General features: G+C 62.9%; 10 protein-coding genes. 6 read left to right on the forward strand and 4 right to left on the reverse strand.

All coding sequences use genetic code 11. From position 1 onward, the window contains the following. The first annotated feature begins 4 nt into the window (after positions 1–4). Positions 5–2,191: an excinuclease ABC subunit UvrB gene (gene uvrB / locus LA343_RS06660; RefSeq protein WP_025402566.1), complete on the forward strand. Its 2,187-nt coding sequence runs from the start codon at positions 5–7 to the stop codon at positions 2,189–2,191. Positions 2,192–2,201: 10 nt separating this feature from the next. Then, complete coding sequence (locus tag LA343_RS06665) at positions 2,202–2,642, forward strand: universal stress protein (RefSeq protein ID WP_081737298.1); 441 nt, start codon at positions 2,202–2,204, stop codon at positions 2,640–2,642. A gap of 39 nt (positions 2,643–2,681) precedes the next feature. On the opposite strand, the gene LA343_RS06670 is transcribed toward LA343_RS06665, so the two are convergent. The 3 genes from LA343_RS06670 to LA343_RS06680 all read right to left on the reverse strand — a co-directional run bounded on the left by LA343_RS06670 (position 2,682) and on the right by LA343_RS06680 (position 6,483). Further along, positions 2,682–4,994 (reverse strand): helicase domain-containing protein, encoded by a 2,313-nt coding sequence (locus tag LA343_RS06670; protein WP_025402568.1) that lies wholly within the window; start codon positions 4,992–4,994, stop codon positions 2,682–2,684. Positions 4,995–4,997: 3 nt separating this feature from the next. Then, complete coding sequence (locus LA343_RS06675; protein WP_025402569.1) at positions 4,998–5,717, reverse strand: DoxX family membrane protein; 720 nt, start codon at positions 5,715–5,717, stop codon at positions 4,998–5,000. A 61-nt stretch (positions 5,718–5,778) separates the two neighbouring features. Beyond that, positions 5,779–6,483, reverse strand: coding sequence for an MBL fold metallo-hydrolase (locus tag LA343_RS06680; RefSeq protein WP_081737299.1), 705 nt, complete (start codon positions 6,481–6,483; stop codon positions 5,779–5,781). A 64-nt stretch (positions 6,484–6,547) separates the two neighbouring features. Here LA343_RS06680 and uvrA point away from each other — a divergent pair, with 64 nt between their 5' ends. Continuing rightward, complete coding sequence (gene uvrA / locus LA343_RS06685; protein WP_025402571.1) at positions 6,548–9,394, forward strand: excinuclease ABC subunit UvrA; 2,847 nt, start codon at positions 6,548–6,550, stop codon at positions 9,392–9,394. 28 nt (positions 9,395–9,422) lie between these two features. Here uvrA and LA343_RS06690 read toward each other — a convergent pair whose 3' ends face one another. Next, positions 9,423–11,333: a DUF2339 domain-containing protein gene (locus LA343_RS06690; protein WP_224209142.1), complete on the reverse strand. Its 1,911-nt coding sequence runs from the start codon at positions 11,331–11,333 to the stop codon at positions 9,423–9,425. Between the two features lie 711 nt (positions 11,334–12,044). On the opposite strand from LA343_RS06690, the gene infC reads away from it, so the two are divergent. The 3 genes from infC (at position 12,045) to rplT (ending at position 13,271) form a co-directional block, all read left to right on the forward strand. After that, positions 12,045–12,566 (forward strand): translation initiation factor IF-3, encoded by a 522-nt coding sequence (gene infC, locus LA343_RS06695; protein ID WP_081737300.1) that lies wholly within the window; start codon positions 12,045–12,047, stop codon positions 12,564–12,566. Between the two features lie 62 nt (positions 12,567–12,628). Beyond that, complete coding sequence (gene rpmI, locus LA343_RS06700) at positions 12,629–12,823, forward strand: 50S ribosomal protein L35 (RefSeq protein ID WP_025402574.1); 195 nt, start codon at positions 12,629–12,631, stop codon at positions 12,821–12,823. A gap of 64 nt (positions 12,824–12,887) precedes the next feature. Then, positions 12,888–13,271: a 50S ribosomal protein L20 gene (gene rplT, locus LA343_RS06705; RefSeq protein ID WP_025402575.1), complete on the forward strand. Its 384-nt coding sequence runs from the start codon at positions 12,888–12,890 to the stop codon at positions 13,269–13,271. The last annotated feature ends 30 nt before the right edge of the window (positions 13,272–13,301 follow it).

Raw genomic sequence — 13,301 nt, forward strand, 5'->3', positions numbered from 1 at the left:
CACTATGGCCTTTGCAGCAGAACGTCCGGAACTGTCCTATTCAGAATTCCGTCCCGTGGGGGACGTGGAACGGGCGAAGGGCACCTTCGAGGTCATCAGCGACTACGAACCCGCTGGTGACCAGCCCGCCGCCATCGCAGAACTGGCCGAACGGCTCGACCGGGGAGAACGAGACGTGGTGCTCATGGGCGCCACGGGTACCGGCAAATCGGCCACCGCCGCGTGGCTCATCGAGAAAGTCCAGCGGCCCACGCTGGTCATGGCACCGAACAAGACCCTCGCCGCGCAGCTCGCCAACGAGCTGCGCAGCCTGCTGCCCAACAACGCGGTGGAATACTTCGTCTCGTACTACGACTACTACCAACCAGAGGCGTACATCGCGCAGACGGATACCTACATCGAAAAGGACTCGTCCATCAACGAGGACGTAGAGCGACTGCGCCACTCCGCCACATCGGCGCTGTTGTCGCGCCGGGACGTGGTGGTGGTCTCCTCGGTCTCGTGCATCTACGGCCTGGGAACCCCGCAGTCCTACCTGGACCGATCAGTGATGCTGAAGCTCAACGAGGAAGTGGAGCGCGACCAGTTCCTGCGGCTGCTGGTAGACATCCAGTACTCCCGCAACGACATCTCCTTCACCCGCGGCACCTTCCGCGTGAAGGGCGACACGGTGGACATCATCCCGGCCTACGAGGAACTGGCCGTGCGCGTGGAGTTCTTCGGCGACGAGATCGACGCGCTGTACTACATCCACCCCCTCACCGGCGATGTCATCCGCGAGGTCGAAGAGCTGCGGATCTTCCCGGCCACGCACTATGTGGCAGGCCCCGACCGCATGGAACGCGCGATGAAGGACATCAAGGAAGAGCTGGACCACCGGCTCGCGGAGCTGGAAAACCGCGGCAAGCTGCTGGAGGCCCAGCGGCTGCGCATGCGCACGGAATACGACTTGGAGATGATCCAGCAAGTCGGCTTCACCAGCGGCATTGAGAACTACTCGCGGCACATCGACGGCCGCCCCGCGGGCTCCGCACCGGCCACGCTCATTGACTACTTCCCAGAGGACTTCCTCACCATCATCGACGAGTCGCACGTGACCGTGCCGCAGATCGGCGGCATGTTCGAAGGCGACATGTCCCGCAAGCGCAACCTCGTGGAGCACGGCTTCCGCCTGCCCAGCGCGCTGGACAACCGCCCGCTGACGTGGGAGGAGTTCGACGACCGCAAGGGCCAATGCGTGTACATGTCCGCCACCCCCGGCGACTACGAAATCGCCGCCGCCCAGGGCGAATACGTGGAGCAGGTCATTCGCCCCACCGGCCTGGTGGATCCCAAGGTGGAGGTGCGCCCCACCGACGGCCAGATCGACGACCTCATCGAGCAGATCCGCCAGCGCGTGGAAAAGAAGGAGCGCGTGCTGGTCACCACGCTGACCAAGCGGATGGCCGAGGACCTCACCGACTACCTGCTGGAACACGGCGTGAAGGTGCGGTACATGCACTCGGATATCGACACGCTCAAGCGCGTGGAGCTGCTGCGCCAGTTGCGCCTGGGCGAATACGACGTGCTCGTGGGCATCAACCTGCTGCGCGAGGGCCTGGACCTGCCAGAAGTCTCGCTGGTCGCGATCCTCGACGCCGACAAGGAAGGCTTCCTGCGCTCCACCCGCTCGCTGATCCAGACCATCGGCCGCGCCGCCCGTAACGTCTCCGGCGAGGTCATCATGTACGCGGACAAGGTCACCGAGTCGATGCAATACGCCATCGACGAGACCGAGCGCCGCCGTGAAAAGCAGATCGCCTACAACAAGGAGCACGGCATCGACCCGCAGCCATTGCGGAAGAAGATCGCGGACATCCTGGATCAGGTCGCCGAGCTGGAAGCCGCTGCCGGCGCTGGTGTCGATTCCGATTCCGATGCTGCCGCCGACGCCGCCAGCTCGCCCAGCTCCGATGCCATCTTGGCCTCCGAGGGGCTGGTCAACCAGGGATTCGGGGGCGGCTCTGGTGCCGGTGGGGCGGATGCCGATGGGTCGATGGCTCGACCGCAGTTGGAAAAGCTCATCGAGGACATGACCCGCCAGATGAAGGAAGCCGCCAAGGAGCTGAAGTTCGAGCTCGCCGGTCGGCTGCGCGATGAGATCGCCGATTTGCGCAAGGAACTGCGCGGCATGAAGGAAGCCGGAATGTAGGATGGCACCTATGTATAACGTTGTAGTGGTGGGTACCGACGGCTCCGATTCTTCGATGCTGGCAGTCAGCCGAGCGGCAGGCATAGCGGCCGTCGTGGGGGCGGAGCTCGTGCTGGCCAGCGCCTATATCGGAGATTCGGCCAACAAGGCAGACAAAGCCGCAATGCAGGGGCGCTCAGCCACCCTGGATGGGGAACAGGCTGCCTCGTCCGTTCTGGCGGCGGCGGAGGACTTCGCGCGGGAAAAGGGCGCGGAGCGGGTACGCACCGTGCTCCGCGAAGGCACGCCCGTTGAGGCTCTCATGGATGTGGTGACCAGCGAAAACGCCGACCTTCTGGTGGTCGGCAACCGCGGCATCAATTCCCTGACCGGCCGCCTCTTGGGCAGCGTCCCGGCCGATGTGGCCCGGCAGGCGCACTGCGACGTGATGATTGTTCACACGGTAGACTAGCCGCTCGGTCTAATCTGGCTTAGCCCGGCGTGGTCCCGCTTAGTCCCAGGGCAGCGGCTCGTCGTGCACGACCGTGAGGCCCTGCGTGGCGCGCGTGATGGCCACGTACACATCGTTGAGCCCTTGAGGAGACGCACCAACGATGTCCGCAGGCTCCACCACGACCACCTCATCGAACTCTAAGCCCTTGGCCCGCGACGTGTCCGCGACGATCACGCGCTCGTCGCCCAGGCCCAGCCGGGCGGACATATTGCCGGGGTCAGCGGAGATCACGCCGACTAGTCCCTCGCCGGCCCGATCCATGGCACCGTGAACTTCGCGCTCGAGCTCGCTCATTGGGGCGTAGCGCACACCTGTGCCGGTGGCGCGCAACGCCACCGGTTCCCGCTGTTCCGGGGCGATCTCCGGAAGCAACTGCGCCGCCACATACGCGATGTCCTGCGGCGTGCGGTAGTTCACCGTGAGCTCGTGGAGTTTCCAGCGGTCGGCCACGAAGGGCTCCAACGTGTCCGACCATGCCTCCACTCCGGCAGGGTTACCGGTCTGCGCGGGGTCGCCCACCACCGTCATCCACCGGTTGGGGGAGCGGCGGAAAATCATGCGCCACGCCATCGGGCTCAGCTCCTGGGCTTCGTCCACGATGACGTGCCCGAACGCCCAGCGGGTATCCGCCGCCGCGCGCTGCGCGGTGGAGCGGTTATCCGTGGTGCGCTGCCGCTTCGCCAACGTTTCCGCATCCAGCACGTCGTAGGCCATGAGGATCTCGGGGGCGAACCCGTCATCCAAGTCCTGAGACGCCGACCCCGACAGAATGTCCAGCGCTTCCTGCGCCTCAGCGATCTTCTCCAGCCACTGCTCGCGCTCGGCGTGGGCTGCCTCCTCGTCGTCGATGAAGCCGACGAGGTCGGTGAGTTCGTCGAGCAGGGGAGCGTCGGCATCGGTCCACTCCCACTCAGCCGAACCGCCGCGCCGCAAGCCGTCGAGCGTGGCATCGTCGTAATCGCTCGCCGCCGCCTCCGGCTCCTCGTACAACCGGCGCAGCACCTGCTCCGGCGTGACCTCCGGCCAGAACTCCTCCACGAGTTCCTCCACCACCGGCTCCTGCGCCAGATCCTGGTGCAGCTGCGCCCGATCCGCCCGCGAGAGCAGATTGCCGCCACCGGCTTCATCGAGCGGATCGGCACCGATCGCGTCCGCCAAGGCCCCCGTCAGCGACCCCGTCAGGTGCTCGGCGAACACCGGCCGGGCGAGGTTATGCGGCTTGCGCGACCGCCTGGCCCGCGTCCGCGCCGCGCGCACCATCGCCGGGGTGAGAGTGATCTCCACTCCGTCGATGCGCAGCCGCCGTTCGGCATCCGGCACCGTTTGCCACGTCTTCACCGCGTTCGCCAGGATCGTGAGCATCTCTGTGGAGCCCTTGACCTCCCGCGCCAGCAGGTCGGTCTCCGGCGTGGTCTGGATCCCAGGCAGCAGCGTGCCGGGCGTGGCCAGCACCACGCCCGTTTCACCCAGCGAGGGCAGCACCTGCGAAATGTAGGTGAGGAACCGATCATTCGGCCCCACGATGAGCACGCCCGTGTTCTTCAGCTGCTCACGCCACGTGTACAGCAGGTACGCCGCGCGGTGCAGCGCCACCGCCGTCTTACCGGTGCCGGGTCCGCCCTGCACCACGGTCACGCCCCGGTGCTCACTGCGGATGATCTGATCCTGCTCCGCCGCGATCGTCTCCACGATGTCGCGCATCTGTGGCGTACGTGCGCGCGTCACGGCCTCCAGCAGAGCTGTTTCTTTCCCGACGCCACCCCGCGCATCCCCCTCCACCATGCCACTACGGGACTCGGCGGAGTCAGACGATTCAGCCTGCCCGGTTGGCGCAGACAGGGTCTCGTCCGACACCCCAACAATGGTCCTGCCGCGGGTCTTAATGTGCCGCCGCGTGGTCACGCCATCGGGGTGCATTGTGGTGGCGAGGTAGAACGGCCGCGCCATGGGTGCACGCCAATCCATGAGGAGTGTGCGCATGGTGTCATCGGAATCGTGCAGACCGATGCGGCCGATGTAGCGCCGGTCCACATCCGGGTGGCCGGGGACAGGGTTCTCCGCTTCAGGGTCGTGCACGTCGATGCGGCCAAACATGAGGCCCACTTCGGCGGCGCTGTACGACTCGAGGCGCAGGGCGATATCGCGCGCCTCGCGGTCGCGCATCATCAGGCCCTGAGGATCGTCAATGTCCGCTTCTTTGCGCACATCTTTGAACCGAGATTCCAAAACGCCGCGAGCATGGTCCACCCGAGCCAACAGTTGGTCGAGGTGTTCCTGCTCCGCGGCGATATCAGTTGCGGAATTATCCAAGTGCTAGCCGAGCTTCTTACGCAGCTTCTTGGCCTTCTTGTTCAGCTTCTTGGTGTCTACGTCACCAATGAAGTCAGAAGCGATGTCCTGCGCCTGAGCGCCGAGAACAACGGCCTGATCCTTGAGGTTGCCAGCGGCTTCCTTCCACTCATCGGAGTGGTCATCCACGTAGTCAGCCACGTTCTCCTGCACCTGGGAAGCCACGTCCTTGGTCTTCTCCAAGAAGGACTGTGCTTGGCCCTGAGCGTTCTCGAGCATCTTCTGCTGCTCGGACTTGCCCGGCATGGCCTTCTGCACGCGCCACTTCAGACCCGGCTTGCCAGCGGTGTCAGCGCTGGTGATGGCCAGGCCGCCCAGCAGAGCCAGGTCGGTGACGAGGCCGCGCACCTCTTCCTTCTTCTCGCCCTCGTTCGACGCCTTCCAGAAAGCGTGGCGGGACAGGGCTGTGGGGATCTGCAGGGCAGCCAGGGTAGCGGCAGCCAAGCGCGGAGACTTGCCCTTGGCGAGAGCCAGGGAAGCCACAACCTTGGTGGTACCCACGACGCGCACGGTGGTATCGGGATCCCTCGGGATGAAGCTGCGGTAACCAGCGGGGATCACGGAGCGGAGGGTGGAGTTCACAGCCTTCGCATCCTTGGAGTACTTGTTGCTGTGCAGCAGCATCTGCACGCCGTCAACGGCGAACGAAGAAGCCAGCAGCGGGCGGGCGAGAGTACGGATCATGTTCTACACACTCCTATTAGTTGGTGGGTACGTCTTATGGTACGCCTCACGAAGAATTAGCCTACCAGCCTCGCTGGCGCCACTCATCGACCTTGGGTTTTTCCTCAGCCACCGTGGTGGAATCGCCGTGACCGGGGTGAATGATCGTCTCACCAGGCAGGCTAAAGATGCGGGACTCCACATCATCCAGCAACTGGGCGAAATCTTCCGACGAATTCGTTTTACCCACACCACCAGGGAAAACGCTATCTCCCACGAAGGCGCGGCCCAGCCCCAGCACAGCAATGCCACCCGGTGTGTGGCCACGCAGCTCCACGGCCTTGAGTCCCAGATCAGCCAGCTGATCACCGGCCAAACGCAGCGGCTCCGGCGTGCCCTCATCGTTGCCGTAGACCTCATCCACGGACGCCGGCAACGCCTCGGCATCCTTGCGGCCTGCGTGGTGACGGGCGCCCGTGGCCTCCAAAACCTCTTGCAACGCCTGGACGTGATCATGGTGCCGGTGAGTGGTGAGCACATCCGTGACCGTCACGCCGAGCTGATCAATGAGCTCCAACAGGTGTGGGGCATCAGTAGCCGCATCAATAAGCAACGCCTGACCACCCCGAGACAGGATCCACACGTTGTTATCCATATCGCCGACGGTGGTGTGGGTCAGGCTGGTGGCGTCGACCGAAGAAGGCGAACCCGAAAGGCACACAGCCTGAACCTCACGGGGAGAAGATAGCGAAGCAATTTCATTGACCGAAGAAATCGAAATAGTCATGGTCCCAGGCTACGCGTACACTAGGCAGGTCGAACGCGACTAACGCAAAAATAAAGGAGTTGTGGTGGCTGACACGCTGGTCGTCCGCGGTGCACGAGAGCACAACCTCAAGGGCGTGGACATTGATCTGCCCCGCGACAAGATGATCGTCTTTACCGGACTGTCGGGGTCAGGCAAATCCTCCCTGGCCTTCGACACGATCTTCGCCGAAGGGCAGCGGCGCTACGTGGAATCGCTGAGCTCCTACGCCCGCATGTTCCTCGGACGGATGGACAAGCCGGACGTAGACCTCATCGAAGGCCTCTCGCCGGCCGTATCCATCGACCAGAAATCCACCAACCGCAACCCACGATCCACCGTGGGCACCGTCACCGAAATCTTCGACTACCTGCGCCTGCTCTACGCTCGCACGGGCGTGCCGCACTGCCCGGAATGCGGCGAAGTCATCCAGCGGCAAACGCCGCAGGAGATCGTGGACCAGATCCTCGCCATGGAGCAAGGGCTGAAGTTCCAGGTGCTCGCGCCCGTGGTGCGCACCCGCAAAGGCGAGTTTGTGGACCTGTTCGAGGACCTGGCCAGCCAGGGCTACTCCCGCGTGATGGTCGACGGGGAAGTCCACCAGCTCTCGAACCCGCCGAAGCTGGAAAAGCAGGTCAAGCACGATATCGACGTGGTGGTGGACCGCCTACAGGTCAAGCCCACGCAAAAGCAGCGCCTCACCGACTCCGTAGAGACCGCACTGAACCTCGCCGACGGCATCGTGGTGCTCGACTTCGTGGGGCTTGGCGACGACGACCCGAACCGTACCCGGCGATTCTCCGAAAAGATGGCCTGCCCCAACGGACACCCCATCACCCTGGACGAGTTGGAACCGCGCACGTTCTCCTTCAACTCCCCATACGGCGCCTGCCCGGCGTGTGATGGCCTGGGCACCCGCCTTGAAGTGGACGAGAAGCTGGTGATCCCCGACGAAGACGCGCCGCTGATCCACGCCATCGCGCCGTGGGCATCCAGCCCCAACAGCAAATACTTTGTCAAGCTCCTCACCGCACTGTCCGAACAACTGGGCATTGAGGCCACCACGCCCTGGAGCAAGCTCACCAAAACCCAGCGCAAGGCCGTGCTGCACGGGCACTCCGCCACCATCAAGGTGAGCTACCGCAACCGCTACGGACGTGCCCGCAACTACAGCGCACCGTTCGAAGGCGTGATGCCATTCCTCACCAGGAAGATGGACCAGACCGACTCCGACTGGGCCAAGGATCGCTACCGCAGTTACATGCGCGAAGTAGCCTGTCCCACCTGTAACGGCACGCGCCTGAAGCCCGAGGTGCTGGCAGTAACGATCGCCTCGGGGAAGAAGGAACTGTCCATCGCCGAAGTCTCCGACCTCTCGATCGCAGACGCCAGCGAGTTCCTCGACAACCTCACACTGACCAAGCGGCAAGAAATGATCGCCGGAGCCGTGCTGCGCGAGATCCAAGCGCGGCTGAAATTCCTGCTGGACGTGGGCCTGAACTACCTCTCCATGTCCCGCTCCGCAGGCACGCTATCCGGTGGCGAAGCACAGCGCATCCGCTTGGCCACGCAGATCGGCTCCGGCCTGGCGGGCGTGCTGTACGTGCTGGACGAGCCCTCGATTGGCCTGCACCAGCGCGACAACGAACGGCTCATCCGCACACTCGAGCACCTGCGCGACCTGGGCAACACACTGATCGTTGTGGAGCACGACGAAGACACGATCCGCACCGCCGACTGGCTGGTGGATATCGGTCCGCGCGCCGGGGAATACGGCGGCGAGGTGGTGTACCAAGGCGAGCCGCAGGGCATCTACGACGTGGAGGAATCCCTCACGGGCAACTACCTCTCGGGCGCGCGGGTGCTGGCGGTGCCGGAGAGCCGGCGGCCGGTGGATAAGAAGCGCATGCTCACCGTGCACGGGGCGCAGGAAAACAACCTGAAAAACGTGGACGTGAACATCCCGCTCGGCGTACTGACATGCATCACGGGCGTATCCGGCAGTGGCAAGTCCTCGCTGATCAACGGCATCCTGGCTCGCAGCCTGGCCAACACGCTTAACGGCGCGCGGCTGGTGCCGGGGCACCACAAGAAGATCAGCGGCACCGAACACCTGGACAAGCTGGTGCAGGTGGACCAATCGCCGATTGGTCGCACGCCGCGATCCAACCCGGCCACATACACCGGCGTGTTCGACAAGATCCGCAAACTGTTCGCCGAAACCACCGAGGCGAAGGTGCGCGGCTACACCGCTGGGCGCTTCAGCTTCAACGTCAAGGGTGGGCGCTGCGAGGCCTGCCACGGCGACGGCACCCTGAAGATCGAGATGAACTTCCTGCCGGACGTGTACGTGCCGTGCGAAGTGTGTCACGGTGCCCGCTACAACCGGGAGACCCTGGAAGTGCACTACAAGGGCAAGAACATCTCCGAAGTGCTGGACATGCCGATCACCGAGGCAGCGGAGTTCTTCGCGCCCGTGACCTCGATCTCGCGGTACTTGGACACCCTCGTGGACGTGGGGCTGGGCTATGTGCGCCTGGGGCAATCGGCCACCACGCTGTCCGGTGGCGAGGCCCAGCGCGTGAAGCTGGCCGCGGAGCTGCAGAAGCGATCCAACGGCCGGACGATCTACATTCTGGACGAGCCGACGACGGGCCTGCACTTCGAGGACATTCGCAAGCTCATGCTGGTCATCCAGGGGCTGGTGGACAAGGGCAACAGCGTGCTCATCATCGAGCACAACCTGGACGTGATCAAGGCTGCCGACTGGATCGTGGACATGGGTCCGGAGGGCGGATCTGGCGGCGGCACCGTGGTTGCGGAGGGCACGCCGGAGCAGATCGCGAAGGTGAAGGAATCCCACACGGGCCGCTACCTGGCTTCGCTGGTGTAGCGGCGAGCGGGGGACTGGGGGAGTAGCGCTAGGGGCGTGGGGCACCTGGTCCCATGGGCTTCTTGGGTCCCATTTGCTCGGGAGGGGTGGCCGGGCTCGCGGGGCTTGCGGGGCGCCCGGGGCTTGCGGGGTGCCCGGAGCCTAGTGGTTGACCAGGTCCTGATGGCTGACCCGGTCCCATTGGTCCACCGGGAACCACCGTGCCACCTGGGCCGGTTGGTCCACCGGGCCCCATCGGTCCACCAGGGCTCATTGGTCCGCCAGTGCCCATCGGGCCGGGCTGATTGAATGGGCCCCGGAAATTTCCTAGGCCGCCATTGGGGCCGCCATTGGGGCCGCCGTTCACGTTTCCATTGGGGAGTTGACTTGGCTTGTCCCGCGCCATCGCCGCGACAAGCAGCGCAATTCCGGACACCAGGAAGGCAATGACCTGGACCAAGCCGCCGAGGACTGAAAGGTCAAAGAACACCAGCTTCATCGTTGCGAACCCGGCCAGCGCCAGTCCGACTACGTTGTGCCGACGGTTCAGCGCGTACACTCCGGCAACCATCCAGCCAATGGAAATGACAACCTGCGCAATCATGTAGAACTGCTCGGTGGGATTGACCAACGTGAAAATCGCCAACACGGTGGACGAGGCGTATAGCAAGCCAGGCGCGAAAATGATTCCAAGAAGCCACGGGTCAACCGTAAGACGCTGTCCGATGAGCACCCGTCGCTTCGCAATGGCAATTCCCAGCACGCCGACCAGAGCTGCGGTCACCAGCACGTTGGGGACCGATGCCCGAACTCGATCCATCTGCCAACTGCTCAGGGCATAGGGCACTCCTGCAAGAAGCGCAATAATGAGGAACGCCCATGCTCCCGAGGCGAAGAATCGTGGAATGGCGCTGACAGCGCATGCAGCAAGAGCTGCAACCCCTACGATGCATGCCGCAGATACGACCGGGATGGGCTCAGGGCGTGCCGAGATGGCCCACAACGTGATCGCCACTGTAATGCCTGCAGCAAGAGTTGTCGCGGAAAGTGTCACCTCGAGTGTTGCGGGCGTCTTCAGAGGTGGAAGTGCCAGGGCTTTGGTCTTGGGAAGTATGAGGAAACCAGCCAGCAACGCCGTGGCGACGGGGATGATGAGGGCAAACCAATAGATACGGGAGTTAACAAGAACCAAGGCTGGGGTTGCGAGAACAACCACCGTGGTGGCCAGTGTGAGTGCGGTAGACGAATAAGGGTGTGAATAGCCGATGGCAATCACAACAATGATGCCAAGTACGCCACAGAACAAGACCACAAATGGATTGCCGTCGACGATGAAGATGCTTGCGAGGAAAGTAATGGTTGCGACGACCTGTTGAGCAAACCACGGGCGGTTCCACCGAGTGGCGATACCCAAAACGCCGAGTAGGGCCAAACAGCTGGGGAAGAAGACGGCGGGGATGGAGTAGTCCTCAGGATGCATGAGGATGTAGATCGACACCGGAACGATGAATAGGGGAGCCAGGACTGTGACGAGGATTGCCTGAGGCTGGTTGCGCCACATGTATGCGACGCCCAAGGAGGCTGCGCACGTGATGGTGGTCAGAAGAACGCCGATGTCCGGTCCGATAAGCGGTAGAGGCTCGGCAAATGCCGAAACCCAAATATCTGCCAGTGCACCCAGCGTGGCTGTGATCATCATGGCGGGAGCGACGGCGCTGTGAGGATTGCGCCGATGGGCGGGTATTGATGCGGCGGCTACCGCGAGACACACCATCGCGACCATCACCACTGTGACGATTTGTCCGGATCTGCCGGATGAAAACGCGAGCGATGCAAAGATCGTGAGTCCCATGACGGTGATGATCGCTCCAGTGATGGCGAGGATTTTGGTGACGAGATCTTCTCGCTTCCACCATGATGGTCGCTGGACGGCCTGCGGCGGCGCCATCGGGTATCCCATCGGAGGCCTAGGAGCTGGCTGCTGCGGTAGCGGGTAGCCCTGCTGCGGAGACAGTCGTTGGGGCAGCGGGAGGCCCTGTTGCGGAGGCTGTTGTGGTGAGCCCTGAGATGAGGCCTGTGGCGCACCCTGTGGTGGAGGGCCCTCGTGCGACCGTTGAGCTGGATTATCTAAATTATTCGGAGACGGAGACGGCGCAGTGGGTGGTGACTGCGCCGTCTCGAGCGTGTAGCGTTCGATAAGTTGAGCTAGGCGGGCGCTGGCTCGTGCGGAGTCGATGGCAGCGTGTCGAATAGCCTCTAACCTGGGATCAGTGCCTTTCATAATTCGGAAAGTAGCAGGATTACTGCCTTTTTTTCTTTTCAAAACAATCAGCCTGTGGATAACTCACACACAATGGTCCCAAAGAGGGGTAAAGGAGTGCATCGCACTATGGCGTGGCTCTTTTTGAATTATCGGGGTCGAGCTGCTAAGCTCTTACCCACTACCGTCATGCGGGGATATTTTGACTGCCTGCATGCTGCAAGTGGAGTTCCTTCTCCCACCTAGTGACCGCCCGAGGAATTGGGTTGGGCGCGGGTCGTTGGCACACAATACATTGTGCATCGCTAAGGCGGTGCGCGTTCATCAGGATGTGCCATGTTGGGGGATATGGGGAGTTTCACTCGGAGCAATCGGTACAACACGTAAACCAACTGCTACTGAGGAGTTCACATTAGCGCAGAAGCTCGCATCAACGACCGCATTCGAGTCCATGAGGTCCGTCTCGTCGGTCCAGGCGGCGAACAGGTCGGCATCGTCAAGACTGATGATGCGCGAAAGCTGGCCTATGAAGCTGACCTCGACCTCGTAGAGGTGGCGCCGAACGCCAAGCCGCCCGTGGCAAAAATCATGGACTACGGCAAGTTCAAGTACGAGCAGGCTCAGAAGGCCCGCGAAGCTCGGAAGAACCAGCAGCAGACCGTGGTGAAGGAACAGAAGTTCCGCCCGAAGATCGACGATCACGATTACGAAACCAAAAAGGGTAACGTGATTCGTTTCTTGGAGAAGGGCTCGAAGGTCAAGGTCACCATCATGTTCCGCGGACGTGAGCAGTCTCGTCCGGAACTGGGCTTCCGTCTGCTGGAGCGGCTGGCCAATGACGTCGAAGAATACGGCGTCGTCGAGACCCGCGCCAAGCAGGATGGCCGCAACATGACCATGGTCCTGGGCCCCATCCGCAAGGGTAAGAAGTAGTTCCTGGCAGGACCCCGCCGGGCCTGTCCACACTCAACTATTCGTTTAGAGGATTTTCACCAATGAAGCAGAAGACTCACAAGGGTGCCGCCAAGCGCATCAAGATCACCGGTTCCGGCAAGCTCCGCCGCGAGCAGGCTAACCGCCGCCACCTCCTTGAGGGCAAGCCGTCCAAGCGCACCCGTCGCCTGAAGGGCACCGAGGACGTCGCTCCTGCTGACGTCAAGCGCATCAAGCGCCTCCTGGGCAAGTCCTAAGACACTTCCCGCCCCCAAAGCTGCCCCTTAAACCACACATTTTTCAAGCAAAGGACGTATCACAGTGGCACGTGTCAAGCGCTCAGTGAACGCAAAGAAGAAGCGTCGCGAAGTACTCAATTCCGCAAAGGGCTACCGTGGTCAGCGCTCTCGCCTGTACCGCAAGGCCAAGGAGCAGATGCTCCACTCCAAGACCTACGAGTTCCGCGATCGTCGCGCTCGTAAGGGCGATTTCCGCAAGCTGTGGATCCAGCGCATCAACGCTGGTGCTCGCCAGAACGGCATCACCTACAACCGCCTGATCCAGGGCCTGCGCCTGGCCGAGATCGAGGTCGACCGCAAGATCCTCGCCGAGCTGGCCGTCAACGACTTTGACGCCTTCACCGCTCTGTGCGACGCCGCCAAGGCCGCACTGCCGGAGGATGTTAACGCCCCCGCCGCTTCCTAAGAGCGTGATGCCAGGACCCGGATGACCATC

Source organism: Corynebacterium falsenii, from assembly GCF_020099275.1.
GTDB classification, from domain to species: domain Bacteria; phylum Actinomycetota; class Actinomycetes; order Mycobacteriales; family Mycobacteriaceae; genus Corynebacterium; species Corynebacterium falsenii.

Bases quoted from the DNA above. Each gene is read 5' to 3' on its own strand.
- LA343_RS06680 (WP_081737299.1), bottom strand. From the start codon at position 6,483: ATGACTATTTCGATTTCTTCGGTCAATGAAATTGCTTCGCTATCTTCT.
- LA343_RS06675 (WP_025402569.1), bottom strand. From the start codon at position 5,717: ATGATCCGTACTCTCGCCCGCCCGCTGCTGGCTTCTTCGTTCGCCGTT.
- LA343_RS06690 (WP_224209142.1), bottom strand. From the start codon at position 11,333: ATGGGATACCCGATGGCGCCGCCGCAGGCCGTCCAGCGACCATCATGG.
- rpmI (WP_025402574.1), top strand. From the start codon at position 12,629: ATGAAGCAGAAGACTCACAAGGGTGCCGCCAAGCGCATCAAGATCACC.
- uvrB (WP_025402566.1), top strand. From the start codon at position 5: ATGGCCTTTGCAGCAGAACGTCCGGAACTGTCCTATTCAGAATTCCGT.
- LA343_RS06665 (WP_081737298.1), top strand. From the start codon at position 2,202: ATGTATAACGTTGTAGTGGTGGGTACCGACGGCTCCGATTCTTCGATG.